The organism is Acinetobacter sp. C32I (genome assembly GCF_023702715.1).
In the GTDB taxonomy this organism is placed as follows: Bacteria; Pseudomonadota; Gammaproteobacteria; order Pseudomonadales; family Moraxellaceae; genus Acinetobacter.
Genome location: NZ_CP098480.1, coordinates 1481835 through 1501685 on the forward strand (window position 1 = coordinate 1481835; position 19851 = coordinate 1501685).

At 44.1% G+C, this 19851-nt stretch carries 17 protein-coding genes; 3 read left to right on the forward strand and 14 right to left on the reverse strand.

The annotated features are described in order from the left end of the window. Positions 1–17: 17 nt before the first annotated feature. The 11 genes from NDN13_RS07255 to NDN13_RS07305 all read right to left on the reverse strand — a co-directional run bounded on the left by NDN13_RS07255 (position 18) and on the right by NDN13_RS07305 (position 11033). Positions 18–1478 carry a right-handed parallel beta-helix repeat-containing protein gene (locus NDN13_RS07255; protein ID WP_251117752.1) on the reverse strand — a complete coding sequence of 487 codons (1461 nt, stop codon included), beginning with the start codon at positions 1476–1478 and terminating at the stop codon, positions 18–20. Between the two features lie 21 nt (positions 1479–1499). After that, entirely contained in the window at positions 1500–2288 is a 789-nt protein-coding gene (gene aroD, locus NDN13_RS07260) for a type I 3-dehydroquinate dehydratase (protein ID WP_502799564.1), read from the reverse strand. Positions 2289–2707: 419 nt separating this feature from the next. Then, a complete protein-coding gene (gene pcaG / locus NDN13_RS07265) occupies positions 2708–3337 on the reverse strand; it encodes a protocatechuate 3,4-dioxygenase subunit alpha (protein WP_251117754.1) in 630 nt (209 codons plus the stop codon). A 12-nt stretch (positions 3338–3349) separates the two neighbouring features. Continuing rightward, complete coding sequence (pcaH, locus tag NDN13_RS07270) at positions 3350–4075, reverse strand: protocatechuate 3,4-dioxygenase subunit beta (protein WP_004806145.1); 726 nt, start codon at positions 4073–4075, stop codon at positions 3350–3352. 10 nt (positions 4076–4085) lie between these two features. Next, a complete protein-coding gene (gene pcaC, locus NDN13_RS07275) occupies positions 4086–4499 on the reverse strand; it encodes a 4-carboxymuconolactone decarboxylase (protein WP_005187383.1) in 414 nt (137 codons plus the stop codon). 32 nt (positions 4500–4531) lie between these two features. Next, positions 4532–5884 (reverse strand): 4-hydroxybenzoate transporter PcaK, encoded by a 1353-nt coding sequence (gene pcaK, locus NDN13_RS07280; RefSeq protein ID WP_005312906.1) that lies wholly within the window; start codon positions 5882–5884, stop codon positions 4532–4534. Positions 5885–5925: 41 nt separating this feature from the next. Continuing rightward, entirely contained in the window at positions 5926–6711 is a 786-nt protein-coding gene (gene pcaD, locus NDN13_RS07285) for a 3-oxoadipate enol-lactonase (protein WP_251117755.1), read from the reverse strand. Between the two features lie 4 nt (positions 6712–6715). Beyond that, positions 6716–8065, reverse strand: coding sequence for a 3-carboxy-cis,cis-muconate cycloisomerase (gene pcaB, locus NDN13_RS07290; RefSeq protein ID WP_251117756.1), 1350 nt, complete (start codon positions 8063–8065; stop codon positions 6716–6718). Positions 8066–8073: 8 nt separating this feature from the next. After that, positions 8074–9282 (reverse strand): 3-oxoadipyl-CoA thiolase, encoded by a 1209-nt coding sequence (gene pcaF / locus NDN13_RS07295; protein WP_251117757.1) that lies wholly within the window; start codon positions 9280–9282, stop codon positions 8074–8076. A 411-nt stretch (positions 9283–9693) separates the two neighbouring features. Beyond that, positions 9694–10347, reverse strand: a complete 654-nt coding sequence (locus NDN13_RS07300) for a 3-oxoacid CoA-transferase subunit B (RefSeq protein ID WP_251117758.1) — start codon at positions 10345–10347, stop codon at positions 9694–9696. Next, complete coding sequence (locus NDN13_RS07305) at positions 10344–11033, reverse strand: 3-oxoacid CoA-transferase subunit A (RefSeq protein WP_251118189.1); 690 nt, start codon at positions 11031–11033, stop codon at positions 10344–10346. Before NDN13_RS07305 ends, NDN13_RS07300 begins: the two co-directional genes overlap by 4 nt. A 249-nt stretch (positions 11034–11282) precedes the next feature. On the opposite strand from NDN13_RS07305, the gene pcaU reads away from it, so the two are divergent. From pcaU to NDN13_RS07320, 3 genes are all read left to right on the forward strand, one after another. Next, on the forward strand, positions 11283–12107 hold the full coding sequence (gene pcaU, locus NDN13_RS07310) for an IclR family transcriptional regulator PcaU (RefSeq protein ID WP_005204608.1): 825 nt from the start codon (positions 11283–11285) through the stop codon (positions 12105–12107). A gap of 580 nt (positions 12108–12687) precedes the next feature. Then, positions 12688–14373: an aspartate-alanine antiporter gene (gene aspT / locus NDN13_RS07315; protein ID WP_251117759.1), complete on the forward strand. Its 1686-nt coding sequence runs from the start codon at positions 12688–12690 to the stop codon at positions 14371–14373. Positions 14374–14427: 54 nt separating this feature from the next. Then, complete coding sequence (locus NDN13_RS07320) at positions 14428–16029, forward strand: bifunctional aspartate transaminase/aspartate 4-decarboxylase (RefSeq protein ID WP_004806113.1); 1602 nt, start codon at positions 14428–14430, stop codon at positions 16027–16029. A 75-nt stretch (positions 16030–16104) separates the two neighbouring features. On the opposite strand, the gene cntB is transcribed toward NDN13_RS07320, so the two are convergent. The 3 genes from cntB to cntA form a co-directional block, all read right to left on the reverse strand. Then, a complete protein-coding gene (cntB, locus tag NDN13_RS07325) occupies positions 16105–17061 on the reverse strand; it encodes a carnitine monooxygenase, reductase subunit CntB (protein ID WP_251117760.1) in 957 nt (318 codons plus the stop codon). Between the two features lie 104 nt (positions 17062–17165). After that, positions 17166–18617 carry an NAD-dependent succinate-semialdehyde dehydrogenase gene (locus NDN13_RS07330; protein ID WP_251117761.1) on the reverse strand — a complete coding sequence of 484 codons (1452 nt, stop codon included), beginning with the start codon at positions 18615–18617 and terminating at the stop codon, positions 17166–17168. A gap of 77 nt (positions 18618–18694) precedes the next feature. Beyond that, complete coding sequence (gene cntA / locus NDN13_RS07335; protein ID WP_005204619.1) at positions 18695–19810, reverse strand: carnitine monooxygenase subunit alpha; 1116 nt, start codon at positions 19808–19810, stop codon at positions 18695–18697. Between the last annotated feature and the right edge of the window lie 41 nt (positions 19811–19851).

Here is a 19851-nt window from a genome sequence, read left to right on the forward strand (position 1 = left end):
TTCGGCCTCCTTGCCGTTTATTTCAGTTTTACCGCTGAACTAAGTTCAGATGTTGCACCTACACGGTCAGTAATCGTTGCTGTCACTGAAGCAACTTGCGCTGTTGGTTTCCAAGTCAGCGTTGCAGTTCCCTGTGCATTGGTTGCAGCAAGCGCTGAACCTAAATAAAGCTCTGCCTCATTTGAATTGGCCGATGTGTTGCCAAAAAACTCGACCTGATAACGCTGGTTCGGCTGCCCTTTGACTTCGACTGTAATTTGTCCTTTAGACAAGGTTAATTTGGGCGCCTGAATATTCTGGTTCGGTTGTGCATTACAGCCTTGCTCATCGGGTGTGTTGCAGGTTTTTTGCAAGTTGGCAGGATCAATCTTGACCCCATGACCGCGTGAACCAATGAAATGTGCATGCTCTAAACCCGGAATATCAAAAATAATCGCGCCGACACGTTGATTCTGTACGCAACTTCCACCCGCCTCACAACGTTTAATGTCTTTGCCGTTATTCCAGATTAAGTTTTTGGTCAGGGTAATGTGTGCATTGGCATCTTTCTCAGAGCGGATCGCAATCCCCACCCGATTACCATGCACTTTATTGCTGTCAAAAATGTTGCCATCACCGGTCAGGTTAAAACCGTTGGAGTTATTGGTCAGTTCGTTATAGGCAATATAATTGCGCTTACCCCAGTTGATCTGTAAGCCATCTGAATAGTTTTCAAATTTATTGCCGACGACCGCATTGTCATTGCCCCACAATATTTCAATCCCTTGTGAAGGTTCAGGATTTGCTGCTGTAGAAATAAAATGGTTATTGGCAACTAAGTTAAATGCTGCGCCACGAGTCAATTCAAGCCCGTCACCATTGTCCTGAAAGTAGTTATTCAATACTTTGTTGTTATTGGTGGTGGTCGCTGTTGGATTGCCCTTGCCATCATCGCCAGTCAGCATGACCCCTGCACCACCATAGTTGTGCATAATGCGGTTGTTTTGAATCAGGTTATTGCTGGCACGGTTCATTAAAATTCCGATACAGAAATGACGGATTTCCAAACCTTGAATCGTTACTCCATTGATGTCACGTAATACGATACCCGGTAAAGTCGTAGTCCGAACATTGGTCCCGAATTGCCCTTCGACTGCACCTGGGCAGGCCTCCACCCCTGTTCCTTTAATATAATTTGACCCATCGACCGCGATAAATTCACCTGTCTTCGCCCATTGCGTCCCAATGATTTTTACAGGCGCTTTGATCTCAGGTAACGGACTATTCACCTGAATTGCATAAGGTGCTTTCCCTACCGCCTGAATCAGAATCTCACTGGCTTCTGTCGGTTTGCTATTGGCTTGCTCAATTGCCCAGCGCAAAGAACCTTTATCAGCATCATCTTGATAACGATCAACAATATAAGTTTCTGCTGCTGCCCAACCCGAAACTGCCATAGCGATGGCTAAAGTACTTAAACGTACATAAGTAGTTTTCATGTCTAAAAAATCCTTTTTAAATTATTGTGTTGGTTGCACTGTTTTTAAAAACTGTTTCAGTTGAGTCACGTCGATCTGACCGGGTGCAGATGCTTCACCGATCATGCCAAAGCTAAAGCTCCCTCCCATGTTGGCAGTAGCAATGCGAGAAATCGTCCCGAGTTTGCCCATCGACATGGTGAGTAATGGCTTTTTAGATTGCTGACTCACTTTTAAAGTCGCATTCATTAAGGTGAATACATCCTGTTTGCTTTGCGGCATGACTGCAATTTTAAGAATATCGGCGCCTAACTCATCCTGTTTAAGTAAACGTTTGATGATTTCGGTCTCAGGTGGTGTTTTTTGAAAATCATGATTCGACATCACAATCAGCACTTTTTTCGCATGCGCCAATTTGACGGTATTCTTCACAATGTGCTGATCACGGAACATTTCCACATCCAGCATGTCCATAAATGGCTGCTGTAAATACGCTTGATAGGTCTTGCCATAATCTGCATCGCTAATTGTTAGCTGTCCACCTTCGTTATGGGTACGAATGGTGGCAATCATTGGTTTAGCACCCAGAATCTGTTTTAACTCTTGGCCTAAGGCAATCACTTGCTTTGTATCATTAGCAAAGTTCAGTAAATCAATCCGAAACTCCGCGAGATCTGCATCGGCATTCGCTGCAATCACTTTTGCCTGAGCAATTGCCTGCTCTTTGGTTTTGGCAGTAATGGGTACAATGGTTTTCACAGGCAATTTTGCCAGTTCAGCTAACTCAAGCTGCTTTTGCTGATGATCTTGAGCTTGTACGCTTTGAACCATCAATAAGGGGCTCAATGCAAAGATGAATGCTACAATTTTTTTCCTATCCATGAAGATCTTCCTTTTTTAATATGTCCCTTTATAGATATGGAAACCAAAGAGTATGGTGTTTCAAACTCTTTAATAGGTTTTCCACATAAACACTTGTGTGATATCAGATACTCGGAGACATCATCCGCAACTGTCTGAGTCAGGACCAAACCAATAAAATGCATTTTCTGCGATAGCATCGAGACTTGCTGGTCTTGAACGAGTTTTGCGGTGAGCAGCGATTTAGCTGCGCAAGATGGTTGCCCTTGCGTAGCTTCGCTCCTCATCTCGAAATACTTACGAAGCTTTAAACGCTTCTCAGGTCGAGCCGACGGCTTATCCAAAAATAAGATGAGAACTCAATAAGACTCCGCTATTAGCAATAACCCTCAAATATCAAAGAACACGGTTTCATCATCGCCCTGAATACGGATATCAAAGCGATAAACCACTTCACCATCCACTTCACTGCGTTTGGCGATTAAAGTCTGGCGACGGACTGCCCATTCAATACTGTTTAAAACAGGATCATTGGCATTGGCGTCCACTTCATCTTCAAAATAAATACGGGTATGCAAACCAATATTGATGCCACGGGCAAAAACTGCGACAGCAATATGCGGTGCTTGAATTGAACCTTTACGCCCAGCAACAGCGCCCGGTTTTACCGTATTAAAGCTCCAGAAGCCTGTTTCAAAATTGGCTCCCGTACGGCCCCATCCAAGAAAATGTGGATCGGCAGTTTTACCTTGGGTGTCTTCCTGACTTGGATAAACCCCATTGGCATCCGCCTGCCAGATTTCCAGCAATACATCTCGTAATGGCAAACCGAGCCCATCAAACACTTGACCTTCCAAACGAATCCGTTGCCCTTGAGTTTGCTCATTGACTAACTGGTGATTGAAATTATGCTCAAACACTTCGATATTGGCTTGTTGCGGTAATAAGCCGATATGAACATAAGGGCCACCAGTTTGTGATGGGGTTTCCTTTAATTCTTGAAAATTCCATGCATTCATCTTATGTCTCCCTTAAGTCAAATCATTTTCAAAATAAGTCGCACGACGACCACGAAGATGAATATCAAAGCGGTAACAACGGCTATCTGCTTCAATGAAATTGTTTTTATCTTCCAATGCAATTAAGGCACGACGCTGATCTTCAGATGGAATGGTTTTTAAAATCGGGCAAGTATCAATCAAGGTATCGCCTTCAAAATAGAACTGCGAAATCAGACGCTGCGCCCAACCATCTGCGATTAAGGAGAAATGAATATGCGCGGGGCGCCATTCATTAATGCGGTTACGCCACGGATACGGACCTGGCTTGATGGTGCGGAAAATATAAAAACCATTTTCATCGGTTAAGGTACGGCCACAACCACCAAAATTAGGGTCCATTGCACCAATAAATTTGTCATTTGGATGACGATAACGACCTGATGCATTGGCCTGCCACACTTCTAATAAGGCATTTTTCACAGGACGACCGAACTGATCACGCACATAACCATGCACAATGATACGTTCACCCACAGGTAGACCTTCTTTGGCATAGTTCAGGATCAGGTCATTATCTTTAGGACCAAAAATACTCGGTGAAAAATGCGGTGAAGTGACTTCAGTCAAGGTTTCATTAATTGAGATCAATGCATTCTTGGGTGAGCGTAATACACTGGTCTTATAACCGGGTGTATATGCTGGCGGATGATCATCGGTATTACGTTGTGGGTATGCACCTAATGTATGCTTTAACATGCCTGTCTCCTTAATCCTGTGGTTGTGCTGCAATGGGCTGCACATCGATGCCAAGTTCTTTAAAGACTTCTTCGGCCATATGCATTGCTGCATTTGCTGCTGGCAAACCTGCATATAAAGAACTATGCAAAATCAGCTCTTTCAGCTCGTCCTTGGTGACACCATTGTTGAAGCAAGCACGCAAATGCATTCTGAGTTCATCTTCTCGCCCCAAAGCCAATAAAATGGCAATCGTGACCAAACTACGGGTATGACGTGGCAAGCCTTCACGTGACCACACTTCACCCCAAGCAAAACGACTAATAAAGTTCTGGAAATCCTGATTGAAATCATTGAGGTTCGCTAAAGAGCGGCCGACATGTTTTTCACCCAACACTTCGGTACGGACTTTCAGTCCTTGTTGATAACGTTGTTCATCATTCATGAACGTTGCTCCTCATCTTGAAAATATGAGCCTTAGGTTGCATCGGTATGAGCAACTAGCGATTTAACAAAAATTGCGATGGCCGCTGCCGTAGCAGGAATCATCAATAAACTGAGAATGGCGGTAAACGACCAGTCATTACCCAATAACACGGCACCAATCCATGCACCGAACACGGCACCAAAACGGCCGATCCCTGTCATCCACGCGATACCAGTTGCACGACATTGGGTTGGATAGAAACGCGCACTTAAGGCTGGCATAGACGATTGCGCACCATTAATGGCAATCCCTGCACAGAGCACCAACACAGCCAATAAAGTTGGATTGCTCAGGCTTTGCCCAACAGCAACAGCAAATAAACCTGCAATAAAATAGAATCCCGAAATAATGCGATTTGGATTAAAGCGATCCATTGCCCAACCAATGAACAAGGCACTGAGTACGCCACCGAATTGGAACAATCCACCGATAAATGCGGCACGCTCCATGGTTGCGCCCGTTTCACGCATCAAGGTTGGTAACCAACTGGTCAGCAAATAAATCACCACCAAACCCATAAAATAGGTCGACCACAATAAAACTGTGCCTTTGGCATATTGTTTGGAGAACAGCATGCCGAACACATTTTTCTTTTCTGCAACAGCAGACTGTTCTTCTGGAATATGGAAATGCTCAGCTGTTTGAACTTTTTCAGGTGCAATATGGCTTAAAATTTTGCGGACTTTTGCAGGATCTTGACCTTTCACGATAAGGAACCGATAAGACTCAGGTAATAAGAAAATCACCAACACCATCAGAATTAATGGTGTCCATCCACCCAATAAAAACAGACTATGCCAACCATAAGTCGGAATCAGCCAGCTGCTGATAAAACCACCTGTAGCCATACCTAAGTTGTAGCCACAGAACATACAAGTCACCAATAAAGAACGACTCCGTTGCGGGCAATATTCAGAAAACAAGGTGGTCGCATTTGGCATCGCCGCGCCTAAACCAATACCCGTTAAAAAGCGCAATACCACCAAACTGTTTAGGTCTGGCGCATACGCCGAAGCCAAGGTAAAACCACCAAAGATCAACATGGAGATGGTTAAAACAATTTTTCGTCCAAACCGATCCGCTGTTGGTCCTGAAACCAATGCTCCAATGATCATGCCACCGAGTGCAGCACTCATTACTGGCCCGAGTTGAGAGCGATCAATACCCCAATCCTGTGCCAAAGCAGGTGCAATAAAACCCATTGCGGCAGTATCGATTCCATCGACAAATACAATGAGAAAACAAATAATTGCAATCATCCATTGATACTTGCTCACAGGTGCCTCATTAATCAGTGCCTGTGCATCCATACTGTTTTTTTGGGCAGCAAATTCCTGTGCCATAGTTGCCTCCTTGTAGGCGAATTCCTTTCTAACCCTTATGGTTATATGTTTTGAATAAACTTGGACAATGTCTGATTGAACACTTGGGGTTGTTCAATATTGGATAGATGCGACGCTGCCAAGATTTCAAGCTGACTGGTTGCAATGAGTTGATGCATAAACTCTGCATCTTGAACCGTTGTGACAGGATCGTATTGCCCTGCAATAATTAACGTTGGAATCTGAATTTGATGCAGTTGATCTCGAACATCTGCATCCGCTAAAGCACGACATGCATTGGCATAGCCTTGTGCAGGTGTCACCGCAAGACTCTGAATGGTTTTTTGTGCCAGAACATCATGCGCATAATCAAAATATTCACTAAACCAACGCGTATGTGTGGTCTTTACAATTTCAGCCAAACCGTTTTGTTCAACACTCTTCGCACGAGTATTCCATGCTTCGGCAGTACCAATTTTTGCTGCGGAATTTGCAACAGTAATGCTGTGAAAACGTTCAGCATGATAGATGGCTAAAGCCAATGCAGTAATTCCACCCATTGAAATGCCACAGAAATGAACTTTTTCAATGGTTAAGGCATCCAGAATATCGACCACATCTTCAACTAGATTTTGCAATGTACTATTGGCAATGACTGCGCTTGCACCATGCCCACGTGTGTCATAGCTAATAACTTGATAATGATCAGCCAAAGCTGCAACTTGTGCCTGCCACATACTGTGGTCCGTTCCCAAAGAGTTAGAGAACATGATCACAGGTGCATCTTTGCGCCCTTGAACCTGAACAGCCAGCGGATGTCCTTGACGATTATTGATATGCGTGATCATGTGCTTACTCTCCTTTTGCTGCGTGTAGCACGGCATCAATTTGCGCCTGAATATTGCCGAGGTAAGTTGCTGGCTGAAACAGCTCATCCAAAGCCTGATCATTAAAATGAGTGCTCACTTCATCCATCGCTGACAAAATGATTTTTAGATGCTGCTGTTGAGCAACCGCCTGCTGACAGGCCTGCTCAACCAGATGGTGTGCATCTAAACGACCAAGCTTGGGCGCAAGTGCCATCATCACTGCTTCGGCCATGATTAAACCTTGTGTACATTCAAGATTGCGTTGCATCGCCTCTGCATTGACTTGCATATGCTCAAGCACATCACAACTACGTTCCAAAGCACCCGCACATAACTGGAAAATTTCTGGAATTGCCAACCATTCTGCATGCCAAGCCCCTAGAGCACGTTCATGTTCTTGCACCATGCTTTGATAGACGCTTGCCATTAAGGCAGGTACACGATTGGTTGCGGCAAGAATTGAGGCCGCTGCAACAGGATTACGCTTATGTGGCATGGTCGATGAACCACCTCGCCCAACTGCTGTTGGTTCGAATACTTCTGCGATTTCAGTTTGCATCAGCAATGACCAGTCTTTCGCCATCTTGCCGACATTCCCAACAATCAAAGCAAGGGTACTGGCAAGCTCAACCATACGGTCGCGTTCACCATGCCATGTACACTCAGGCGCTGTTAACTTGAGTTGTGCTGCAAAAGCTTCGACCACCACTGAACCTTGATCTTGTAAGGATGCCAGTGAACCTACTGCTCCACCGAGTTGTGCAGTCAATACGCGAGTTTTCATTGCCTGTAAGCGATCAAGATCACGTTTCAAGGCTGCTGCCCAACGGGCAAATTTATGTCCCAAAGTAATCGGCAAAGCTTGCTGTAACCAAGTCCGTCCAATCATGACCTGATCACGATATTGCTGGGCTTGCTTTAAGCAAATTTGATATGCCTGTTTCAATTGCTGTTCGATCAAAGCCAAGGCATCTCGACACTGCAAAATCGTTGCCGTATCAATAATATCCTGACTGGTCGCGCCCCAATGCACATAGCGTGAAGCGTCTTCATCATGCTGTTTCATCAAAGCAGTGAATTGTTTTACCAATGGAATCGCAACATTACCTGCCAGCCCTGCTGCTGCTGCCAGTGTATGCAAATCAATTTGTGTTACAGCGTTTTGACCCACCTGTTCAATGATATTTGCGGCAGAATCAGGAATCACTTTGACCTGTGCCTGAGCTTTGGCTAAAGCCACTTCGGCTTGAATCATATAACTCAATAAAGCTTGGTCACTAAAAATGGCCGTGACTTCAGGCTGATAAAATAAGCTGGCGTATAACTGGCTCATAGCAGACCTCACTCAACACGTTGAATAATCAAGGCAATCCCTTGACCAACACCAATGCACATCGAACACAAAGCATACTGACCTTTGATTTGTTCAAGCTGGTTTAAGGCGGTGGTGACTAGACGCGCACCCGAGACACCCAAAGGATGACCCAAAGCAATCGCACCACCATTCGGATTGATTCGTGCATCATCATCCGCCAAACCTAAATCACGAGTCACCGCTAAAGCTTGTGCTGCAAAGGCTTCATTTAGTTCAATCACATCCATCTGCGCTAAAGAGAGATTGGCCTGTTTCAGTAGTTTCTTGATCGCAGGTGCAGGCGCAAAACCCATAATCCGTGGTTCAACCCCAACGGTAGTCGCTGCAATGATTTTGGCACGGGGTTTGAGCTGATATTTTTCTACCGCTTCGTCCGAAGCAATCAACACTGCTGCTGCACCATCGTTAATTCCAGAGGCATTACCTGCCGTGACCGTCCCCTCGGCTTTGACCACCCCTTTAAGTTTAGTCAACGCTTCTAAAGTGGTTGATGCTCGTGGATGCTCATCCGTATCCACCACCAGTGCATCACCTTTACGCTGTGGAATCGTCACAGGGGTGATTTCACGGGTAAAGAAACCTTTGGCTTGTGCGGTTGCAGTACGTTGTTGGCTGTTAAGCGCAAACTGGTCTTGATCGGCACGATTGATATTGAATTGTTCCGCCACGTTTTCTGCGGTTTGCGGCATGCTGTCCACGCCATACATTTCTTTCAGTTTTGGATTGATAAAACGCCAACCCATGGTGGTGTCTTCAATCTTTTGACTGCGGCCAAAGGCGCTGTCAGATTTACCCATCACATAAGGTGCACGGCTCATACTCTCGACACCGCCTGCAATAATCAGATCAGCCTCATTGGCTTTAATGGCACGAGCAGCCATGGCAATGGCATCTAGTGATGAACCACATAAACGGTTCACTGTAGTGGCAGGCACTTGATAAGGCAAACCTGCCAATAGTGCAGACATGCGTCCAACGTTGCGATTATCTTCACCTGCTTGGTTGGCACAGCCATAGATCACATCATCCACTTGCTGCCAATCTACTTTTGGATTGCGTTGCATCAAGGCCTGAATCGGAATGGCTCCCAAGTCATCGGCACGTACAGGTGCAAGACCGCCTGCATAGCGACCGAATGGAGTGCGGATGGCATCGATGATATAAGCGTTTTTCATATTCTTACATTTCCATTTCTAAATCTGTTGTGATCACTGCCACAAATTACGGGTTTAGTCATTCTTCCTCTGCGTAGGCTATGCCTCACTTTTGACAGGGCAAAAGTGACAAAACCCTTTGTTACTCAGACACAACTTCCTTGTTGTGCTGAGTAACGGGGCGACATCCCTGTCGCCAATCACGATAGTAAATTAGATGAAAAGTCTAAATCTTCGTAAGTAGAAGCTGTATTTAAACCTTACTATTCAATGTTTCTCGGCGGCGGCATAGATGCCGCCTGTTGGGCTGTGGTATATGGATATACCATCAGTCCAACAAAGGATTTTTGTTACTTTTTATCCTTAAAAAGTAAGGCAATGCCTATACAAAAAAGCCTCTGCTTTAACCGGTAATTAGTGGCTGTGTAAACATTATCCTTGAGTTGCATCAATCAACTGAGCACCCGTCAACGCTTGCAACTCCTCAAAGCTCAAACCATCCACTTTCTCAATCACTTTTAAACCGTCTGTGGTCACATCAATTACACATAAGTCGGTATAAATACGATCGACACATTTCAATCCTGTGGCTGGATATGAAAGCGCTTCAACAATCTTGGGTTCACCTTGCTTGGTATTATGATCGGTGGTGATAAACACTTTCTTGGCGCCTACCGCCAAATCCATGGCACCACCCACCGCAGGAATTGCATCTGCCGCACCGGTATGCCAGTTGGCTAGATCACCATTGGCTGCCACTTGGAAAGCACCCAGTACCGCGATATCCAAATGTCCACCACGCATCATGGCAAAGGAATCACCATGATGGAAAAAGCTGCCACCCGTCAGCATGGTCACATACTCTTTACCCGCATTGATCAGTTCTGGATCTTCTTCACCTTTGGCTGGTGGCGGGCCAAATGCCAGTAAGCCATTTTCCGAATGCAGGAACACATCTTTATCAGCAGGAAGATAATTGGAAATCTTGGTTGGTAAGCCGATGCCTAAATTGACATAAGCACCATCAGGAATGTCTTGTGCCACACGTTCAGCAATCTGGTCACGGCTTAGTTTTTGATAGCTCATTGTTCTGCTCCTGTGCCATTGGCTGCATCGACAGCGACCACATGCTGTACAAAAATCCCAGGGGTAATGATATGTTCAGGATCAAGTTGACCCAGTTCGACCAGTTCAGAGACTTGCACAATGGTGACATCGGCTGCCATGGCCATGATCGGACCAAAGTTACGCGCAGATTTGTTATAGACCAGATTGCCCCAGCGATCGCCTTGATGGGCTTTGATCAAGGCAAAGTCGGCTTTAATTGGATACTCAAGTACATAGTCTTTGCCCTCGATATGACGGGTTTCTTTGCCTTCTGCCAATAAAGTACCGAAGCCAGTTGGGGTAAAGACTGCACCGAGGCCCATGCCTGCGGCTTGAATACGGCACGCCAGATTGCCTTGCGGCACCAGTTCCAATTCAATCTTGCCCGCACGATAGAGTTCATCGAAGACCCATGAATCAGACTGACGTGGGAAGGAACAGATGATTTTACGTACTGCACCTGTTTTAAGCAGTTTAGCCAAACCATAATCACCATTGCCGGCATTGTTATTGACGATGACCAGATCTTTGATGCCAAGTTCGATTAATCCATCAATCAGTTCAGCGGGTTGTCCTGCGGTGCCAAAACCACCAATCATGATGGTTGCCCCATCTTTTATTTGCGATAGCGCCTCGGTTAATGAGAGCGTGCTTTTATCAATCATCTGACTACTTCCTGTACGATGCATCACCCGTATTTTCATCCTGAAAACCGATGAAATTAAGTCGAGTGCTTTGTTCGGATTTCTTCTATTCATTCTTGATAAATTCTGCGCTCACTTCTAGACGTTGAAGTGCATTTTGTTCGATGATTATTTTTTATGTTCGATCATCGAACATTATCCAAGTAAAATAGTCATCTTTCGCTTAGAATGTTTTTATAAAGAACCCGTTTTAGCAAGGATGTCTAAATTATGGAAAATGATCAGGAAAAGAATCCGCGTTTGATTCATCATAACGAAAATAAAAAGACCATTCGGCATGAAGACTTTATTGCAGGAATCGCGAAAGGCTTGGCAATTTTGGAATGCTTTGGCCCCGAACGGCATCGCTTAAATATGAGTACCGCCGCTGAAAAAACGGGCATGACACGCGCTGCTGCACGACGCCATTTACTCACTTTAGAATACTTAGGCTATTTAGATTTTGATGGGCATTATTATTATTTATCACCCAAGATTCTTAAATTTTCAGGGGCTTATCTCGATGGTTCCACACTTCCGAAAATATGTCAGCCCTTATTAAATCTTTTAACCAATCAAACCTCATTGATTTATTCGGTGATGGTGTTAGATGGTTATGAAGCAATTACCATTGCCCGTAGTGCAGCTCACCAACAAACCGATCGGGTCAATCCTTATGGCTTACATTTAGGCAATCGGCTCCCTGCCCATGCGACTTCTGCTGGCAAAATTCTGCTTGCACATTTAACACCAGAACAACAAAAGCGATGGTTAGAAAAATACCCGTTAAAACGTCTAACCAAATATACCCATACCGAAACTGATCAATTTTTAGAATTACTGCATGAAATCAAAGAACAAGACTGGTGCTATTCCTGTGAAGAACACGAATTGGGAGTGCATGCTGTGGCTGTACCGATTTATGATTCCAATGCAGCCGTTGTTGCTGCCTTAAATATCGTGTCTCCAACCATGCGTACCACCAAGGATTATTTAATTGCCCATATTTTACCTTTACTACAAGAAACGGCTCGCGATTTACGCCAAATCATTTAATCAGACAAAAAAAAGCCACATCTGGAAATGTGGCGAAAGGTGTATTGCTGCTACGGCTTATGTCCGTATCTTTAAATTACCTACCCTTGCTTAAATGAACATTAATTTAGTGAACATTCATTATATTTCTTTGCCTCCCAATAGAACTTTCAATTTTTCAGTAAGCGGACATGTAATAAAAATATTATTTAATCAAATCATTAAATTCAAAACTAAACTTGTAGTAGTTTAAAATTAACGGTTTAATTCATAAAAAATTGTTGGGATACAACATAGGTTTTGCACTTTTACATCCATTATGATCATTGGTTCACAAAATATAAAACTTGGCCTAAAGTGTTATTTTTTGTATAAAAAAACAACATCGTGTAACAAATACTGTGGTTTTTAAGTTTCCCCATCGCTGACATGAGCACATAAAAATACAACCTATTGATATATAAATAATTTATAAAAAACAAACCCTTGAAATACAGTCTATTTGTATTCGCTACAGAAGCATAGTATTTTAAAAAACACATGAAAAATAAATAAATTTCAAACCTAAAGATAGATCGAATAATAAAAGTGAGATCGAAAAATGATTGAATGGTTACAAGGCGAATTAAAACATAGCCCAGAAATTCTATTGTTCTTATCCTTGGCAATCGGTTTCTGGATCGGTCAATTTCAATTCGGAAAATTTCAGTTTGGTGGTGTCGCAGGTTCCCTGCTTGTTGCGGTGGTACTCAGTCTCATCGGTGTTCCCGTCGATAATGGGGTCAAGGCTATTCTGTTTGCCTTGTTCATTTATGCAGTTGGTTTTGAAAGTGGCCCACAGTTCTTCAAATCATTGGGTCCACAATCGATAAAAGAAATCCTATTAGCAGTATTCATGGCAGTCAGTGGCTTAATCACAGTCTTGGTCATGGCGAAGTTATTCCATTTAGACAAAGGTTTAGCCGCAGGACTCGCTGCTGGTGGAATGACCCAATCTGCAATTATTGGGACTGCAGGTGATGCGATTTCTCGACTCGACCTGCCCTTGGCTGAGATTCAAAAACTACAGGCCAATGTCGCAATCGGATATGCCGTCACTTATATTTTTGGTTCATTGGGTGCCATCATTGTCTGTGTGAATATTCTGCCTAAATTTATGGGCAAAGAAATTCACGATGATGCCTTGAAAGCACAATCCGAACGCCTCAAAGGTGCTTTTGAACTGGCTCCAGGCCAAGAACTGGCGATGCCTGAAATTGTCGGACGCATTTATAAAGTCAAAGAAGCCAATGGACAAACTGTTGCAGAACTTGAATCCAAACAAAGTAGCATTACCATCGAGCGCTTAAAGCGTAAAGATCAATTGATTGATGTTGCACCAGAACTGACTTTACAAACAGATGATGTGATATTGCTGGTCGGCCGTCGTGCCAGTGTTGTTGCTATTTCAGACCAAATTGGTACTGAACTACAGTCTTCACAAGGTATGGAAATGATTATGGATACGACGGATGTCATCTTAAGGAATTCCAAGTATATCAATCGCAGTCTCGGCGATATCAAAGGCAATACGCCTGCCTATTTAAAGCATGGGATTTACGTGCTAGCGATTAAACGCAATGATGAAACTCAAAGCTTGAGTGATGACACGGTTTTACATCAAGGAGATGTCATCACCGTTTATGGAACTAAAAGTGATCTGGATCGTTTAGTCAAAGAAGCAGGTACAGCACTGCCTGAAAGCTTAAAAACCGACTGGATCTTCCACGGCGCAGGGCTGGTGGTCGGCTTATTGATTGGTCTGTTTGTAGTCCGTATCGGTGATGTCCCTCTCACACTTGGTGCAGGTGGTGGTGCGTTACTGTCTGGCCTTCTGTTTGGTTGGTTACGTAGTCGTAATCAAGTCCATGGCAACATGCCTTTAGCTGCATCGCAACTCCTAAAAGATTTGGGTCTGGCAGGATTCGTGGCTGCGGTTGGTTTGCAATCTGGCTTACAAGCCATCCAAACCATTAAAGACAGTGGTCTGTCCCTATTTATGATCGGTGTGGTGGTTACATTAGTTCCTCTGATTCTTTCTATGCTTTTTGCCCGTTATGTGCTGCGTTATGACAACGTTGCGGTTATGGCAGGCGCCTTGTCTGGTTCCCGTAGTGCCAATCCTGCCTTTGGTGCAATTCTAGATAAAGCTGGAAACTCAATTCCGACCGTGCCTTTTGCAATCACCTACGCCTTGGCAAACGTATTCTTAACTCTGCTTGGCCCCCTCATCGTCGGTCTTGCCTAAAGATAATTTGTATTCAATCACTTATTGCTTCAACTATAATTAAGGAGGCTTCCCATGGGGAACGTTGATTATTCAAAATACTCAAAACTTAGCCCATTCGAACTAAAAGACAATTTAATCGAACTTGCCCAAAGTAAAACAGACAGAATGATGCTGAATGCGGGGCGCGGAAATCCAAACTTCTTAGCCACCATTCCACGTCGGGCATTCTTCCAATTGGGGCTATTTTCAACCACCGAATCAGAGTTTTCGTTCTCTTATATGCCAGAAGGCTTAGGCGGCTTCCCTCGCCCAGTTGGTCTGCAATCTCGCTTCGATAACTTCATTATGCACAATCGGGATAAACCCGGTGTGGTATTTTTAGGCAAAGCCATTTCCTATGTCCGAGATCAGCTCGGCCTAGACCCAGATGCTTTTTTACTGGAAATGGTTGAAGGAATTTTAGGTTGTAACTACCCTGTTCCAGACCGCATGCTACGCATTAGCGAATCGATTATCAAAGAATATATCCTACGTGAAATGGGCGTCCAAGGCATGCCGAAAGAAGGTTTGGACTTGTTTGCGGTCGAAGGTGGAACCGCAGCAATGGCCTATATTTTTAACTCTTTAAAAGAGAATAAAATTATTGCCAATGGAGACCGTATCGCGATTGGTGCACCCATTTTCACACCGTATTTAGAAATTCCAAAGCTGAATGACTATCAGCTTGAAGAAGTCCTGATCGAGGCAGATCCAAAACTCGGATGGCAATATCCAGAATCTGAATTGCGGAAATTGGAAGACCCATCGATTAAAGCCTTCTTCCTTGTGAATCCAAGTAACCCACCTTCAGTAAAACTCAGCGATGAAGGCTTGGCAATTTTGGCTGATATCGTGAAAAAACGACCTGACCTGATTATTTTGACCGATGATGTGTACGGTACTTTTGCAGACAATTTCAAATCACTGTTTGCGATCTGCCCAGACAATACCATCTTGGTGTATTCATTCTCAAAATATTTTGGGGCAACTGGGTGGAGATTGGGAGTGATTGCCCTCTCCAACAATAATATTCTGGATCAGAAGCTAGCGGCACTGTCTAAAAAAGACAAGAAGGAACTGGAAGAACGCTATTCCTCTTTAACCACCGATCCTGCCAAGATTAAATTCATTGATCGTCTAGTCGCGGATAGCCGTAATGTGGCACTCAACCACACGGCGGGTCTTTCTACACCACAACAAGTACAAATGGTACTGTTTGCCCTGTTCAATATGATGGATTCGCAACAGAACTATAAGAAGGCGGTTAAATCTGTAGTGCGCGAGCGTGATGCTGCACTGTACCGACAGTTAGGAGTTGAAGTTCCTGCTGATCCAAACTCAGTCGATTACTATACTTTGGTGAATTTGGAAAATACCTCTCGAACCCTTTATGGTGATGAGTTTGCAGATTGGGTCATGAAGAATAAGAACCCAACCGAATTATTATTCCGCGTTGCTGATGAAACAGGTGTGGTACTGTTACCAGGTTCAGGCTTTGGGGTACAGCACCCTTCTGCCCGTGCGTCATTGGCCAACCTGAATGAATACCAATATGCTGCAATTGGGGATTCCTTAAGACGCTTTGCAGAAGAATCTTATCAAGAATACTTAAAAACCAAGAAAGGCAAAAAATAAATCTGAATCGAATTTTCAGTAAATAAAAAAGCAGCTTAAGCTGCTTTTTTATACTTTCAGAATCAAAATTTTAAATTAAAGATCAAGTACCAGTTTTTTGCCTTTGGCACGCGACACACAAATCATCATCGATTGCTGTGAGGCCTTTTCATCATCACTCAGATACTGATCGAAATGTTCAGCCTCACCTTCCAGAATCATGGTTTCACACGTGCCACAGACTCCTTCACGGCATAAACATTCCACATCAATATTGAGTAATTCAATCGCTTGTAAAATGGTTTGATTGCCTTGCACTTCGACTTGCTGATTGGATTTTGCCAACACTACCGTAAATGCTTCACCTTCTTCTGGTACCGTAGATGCAAACTGTTCCCAGTGAATATATTCATCGCGATAACGATGGTAATTACAACGATCGATCACCGCATCAATCATTGGCTTAGGGCCACACACATACACATGCGTGCCTTTCGGTTGAGTGCCAATCAACTGGTCCAGATCCAGACATTTTCCATCTGAGTCAACATAGCTAATAATATGTTCGCCATGTTTCTGCTTGAGTTCTTCCAACAGTGCTGCATGTTCTGGCGAACGATAGGCATAATGCAATTCAAAGTCGGCACCACGTGCAGCCAACTCATCCATTTGCGGCACAAATGGGGTGATGCCAATTCCGCCAGCAATCAGAATATGTTTCTCGCCATCTGCCGCCAATGGAAACAAATTCTTCGGTTCAGAAATCAGAATCTCACAACCTTCACTGCACTGATCATGCATAAAGACTGAGCCACCTTTACCTTCAATATCTTTACGGACACAGACTTGGTAGGTCGATAAATCTTGAGCACAGCTCATCAGTGAATAGGCATTGGACAGCTGGTCATTCATTTTCACAATGATATGACTGCCACCATCGAATTGAGGGAAATTTTGTCCGTCCTGACGTTTAAATGTAAATCGTTTGATCAGTGGAGTCAGTTGCTCAACACGTGTGACCACTGATGCAAACATTTCATAATGACTAGCCATGTCTAAATCCTCTTTACCGCATGCTGCTCATCTCAGCATTTTCTAATTTTAAGCGCATATTGCCTGTTGGGCTGCCCATTCTGGCAACCCAACCAGCAGTGTCCCTAAATTCCTAAACACATATATTTAATGGTCATGAACTCTTCCAAACCATATTTAGAGCCTTCACGACCTACACCCGATTGTTTCACCCCGCCAAATGGCACCACTTCATTGGAAATAGCAGTTGAGTTCATCCCGACCATGCCATATTCCAGCTGTTCAGCGACACGCCAAATTCGTGAAATGTTTTCGCTATATACATAAGCAGCTAAACCAAAAATGGTATCGTTAGCTTGCGCCACCACATCCGCTTCCTCAGTAAAACGAATCAACGGTGCCACAGGTCCAAAAATCTCTTCCTGAACAATCTCCATATCACGCGACACATCAGTTAACACGGTCGGTTCAAAGAATGTCTGACCCAATGAATGCTGTTGACCACCGCACGCCACTTGGGCACCTTTGCCACAGGCATCATCAATCAACTGTTGTGCTTTCAGTACTGCTTTATCATTGATTAATGGCCCAATCTGCACATTCGGTTCCAAACCATTGCCGATTTTGAATTTCTGTACTTCTTGCACAAATTTCTCGGTAAAAGCCTGATAAACCTTGTCATGTACATAGATTCGATTGGCACAAACACAGGTTTGACCTGCGTTACGGAACTTGGCAAAGATTGCACCTTGTACCGCTTTATCCAGATCAGCATCATCAAACACGATCAATGGCGCATTGCCACCCAGTTCCAGTGCCAACTTTTTAATGGTGCCTGAGCATTGCTGCATCAATAAACGACCGACAGGTGTAGAACCAGTAAAGGTCAGCTTTTTGACTTTTTCATGACTGGTAAATACTGAACCAATCTCTTGCGATTTGCCTGTCACCACATTAATGACACCCGCTGGAATGCCCGCCATTTCTGCCAGCTTGGCAATTGCCAGTGCGCAATAAGGTGTTTCATTGGCAGGCTTGATTACAATGCTACAGCCTGCCGCCAAAGCAGGTGCTGCTTTACGGGTAATCATCGCAATCGGGAAATTCCATGGCGTAATTGCTGCAACCACACCCACAGGTTCTTTGGTGATAATAAAACGCTGTTGGCTATTGGTGGTTGGAATCACATCGCCATAAACACGTTTGCCTTCTTCCGCAAACCATTGAATAAATGAAGCTGCATATTTCACTTCACCCAAAGCTTCGGCTAAGGGTTTACCCTGCTCAATGGTCATGATCCGTGCCAGCTCATCAGCATGACTCAAAACCAGTTGATACCAAGCCAATAACAGGTCTGCACGTTTTTGTGCAGTCAAACCTTTCCATGCAGCTAAAGCCTGATACGCCACTTCGACTGCTTCGGTGGCTTCTGCTGCACCCATATTGGGAATGACACCAATTTCCTCACCTGTCGCAGGGTTAGTGACAGGAATGGTGGCATTAGATTGTGCACTCACCCATTGACCATTGATCAGTCCGTGTTGTTGAAATAACGGACTTGCTTGCAAACTTGACATGTCATGTTCCTATCGATTGAAGCAAGGTGTGACTTTATCGTTTGCCACACCTCCCTGATCTAATACCTGAGACAAAATTATTGATGGTGTTGCGCAACAAGATTCTGGAAATAAGCGATCCCATGTTCACTGATTCCTGAACGTTGCTTGTCGGTCATGATACGCCCTTGACCACGATAACCCCGTGATTTTAAACCACGTTGCACGCTTTCAACCAGTTCGAGGTCTTCAGGGCGGAAGACATTGCGATACCATTCAATCAGGTCTTTCTGATCTTGGGTCAGTTCTTCATTGGTAAAGAAAATATCGTAGTGTTGCAAAGTGGTTTCCGCATCCATCGGGAACTCATAAATCACGGTCATGAAGTTTGCACCCGGTGGTACGTTAAACATGGTGCACGGCCAAGTCCAGAAACCGCTAAATGTTGGATCTTTCACCGATGGATCAAGCTTGAACGACTTTTCTGAAGAACGTGCATAACCATATTGCAGCGTCCAGTTTTGATGGGTGGTGTGCCAGTATTTATCCACCTGTACCGAGTCAGCAAAACCAGGATGCGCTGGACCACAGTGATAACATTCTAAATAGTTATCCACGATCACTTTCCAGTTGGCAGGTGTTTCCGTGACGAAACGTGCAGCCAGTTTCAAGTCTTTGATTACCGCACAAGCTTCATTCAGTTTTTGTGCAAATTCAGGCAACTGATCTTCAACACAGGTGGCATTTTCGTCCATATTGATAAAGACGAATCCACCATATTCCTCAACTTTTAAGGGCACCATGCTGGAGTTTTGCTTGTCAAAAGACTCAACATGATCACAGTTACGTGCCAGTGCCAAACTACCATCCAGCTTGAATGTCCATGCATGATAGGGACAGGTAATGACATTTTTGGCTTTACCGCTACCGCTTAACAGCTCATGACCACGATGTGGGCAAACATTATAAAATGCACGTAACACGCTGTCTTTGCCGCGAATCACGATGATGTTTTCACCAATCACCTTACGGGTAATATAGTCATTGGCTTGGGCAACTTCACTGCCATGTGCCACGCAAATCCAGCTTTTCGCAAAAATTTCTTCTTTTTCACGCTCAAACACCTGAGATGAGGTATAGAACACTTTTGGAAATGTCCATGCCACATCTGGGTTTGAACAGAAATCTTCTGGTAATTTTTCAACTGCATTCATGGTTTTACTCCATTAAACTGTTTTGTCCTAACGACCGTTTT

Coding starts and splice junctions, on each gene's coding strand:
- cntA (WP_005204619.1), bottom strand. CDS start 19,810: ATGAATGCAGTTGAAAAATTACCAGAAGATTTCTGTTCAAACCCAGAT.
- NDN13_RS07330 (WP_251117761.1), bottom strand. CDS start 18,617: ATGTCAAGTTTGCAAGCAAGTCCGTTATTTCAACAACACGGACTGATC.
- pcaB (WP_251117756.1), bottom strand. CDS start 8,065: ATGAGCCAGTTATACGCCAGCTTATTTTATCAGCCTGAAGTCACGGCC.
- aspT (WP_251117759.1), top strand. CDS start 12,688: ATGATTGAATGGTTACAAGGCGAATTAAAACATAGCCCAGAAATTCTA.
- pcaH (WP_004806145.1), bottom strand. CDS start 4,075: ATGTTAAAGCATACATTAGGTGCATACCCACAACGTAATACCGATGAT.
- NDN13_RS07320 (WP_004806113.1), top strand. CDS start 14,428: ATGGGGAACGTTGATTATTCAAAATACTCAAAACTTAGCCCATTCGAA.
- pcaD (WP_251117755.1), bottom strand. CDS start 6,711: ATGATCACGCATATCAATAATCGTCAAGGACATCCGCTGGCTGTTCAG.
- pcaU (WP_005204608.1), top strand. CDS start 11,283: ATGGAAAATGATCAGGAAAAGAATCCGCGTTTGATTCATCATAACGAA.
- cntB (WP_251117760.1), bottom strand. CDS start 17,061: ATGGCTAGTCATTATGAAATGTTTGCATCAGTGGTCACACGTGTTGAG.
- NDN13_RS07255 (WP_251117752.1), bottom strand. CDS start 1,478: ATGAAAACTACTTATGTACGTTTAAGTACTTTAGCCATCGCTATGGCA.
- pcaK (WP_005312906.1), bottom strand. CDS start 5,884: ATGGCACAGGAATTTGCTGCCCAAAAAAACAGTATGGATGCACAGGCA.
- NDN13_RS07305 (WP_251118189.1), bottom strand. CDS start 11,033: ATGATTGATAAAAGCACGCTCTCATTAACCGAGGCGCTATCGCAAATA.
- pcaC (WP_005187383.1), bottom strand. CDS start 4,499: ATGAATGATGAACAACGTTATCAACAAGGACTGAAAGTCCGTACCGAA.
- pcaF (WP_251117757.1), bottom strand. CDS start 9,282: ATGAAAAACGCTTATATCATCGATGCCATCCGCACTCCATTCGGTCGC.
- pcaG (WP_251117754.1), bottom strand. CDS start 3,337: ATGAATGCATGGAATTTTCAAGAATTAAAGGAAACCCCATCACAAACT.
- NDN13_RS07300 (WP_251117758.1), bottom strand. CDS start 10,347: ATGAGCTATCAAAAACTAAGCCGTGACCAGATTGCTGAACGTGTGGCA.
- aroD (WP_502799564.1), bottom strand. CDS start 2,288: ATGGTTCAAAGCGTACAAGCTCAAGATCATCAGCAAAAGCAGCTTGAG.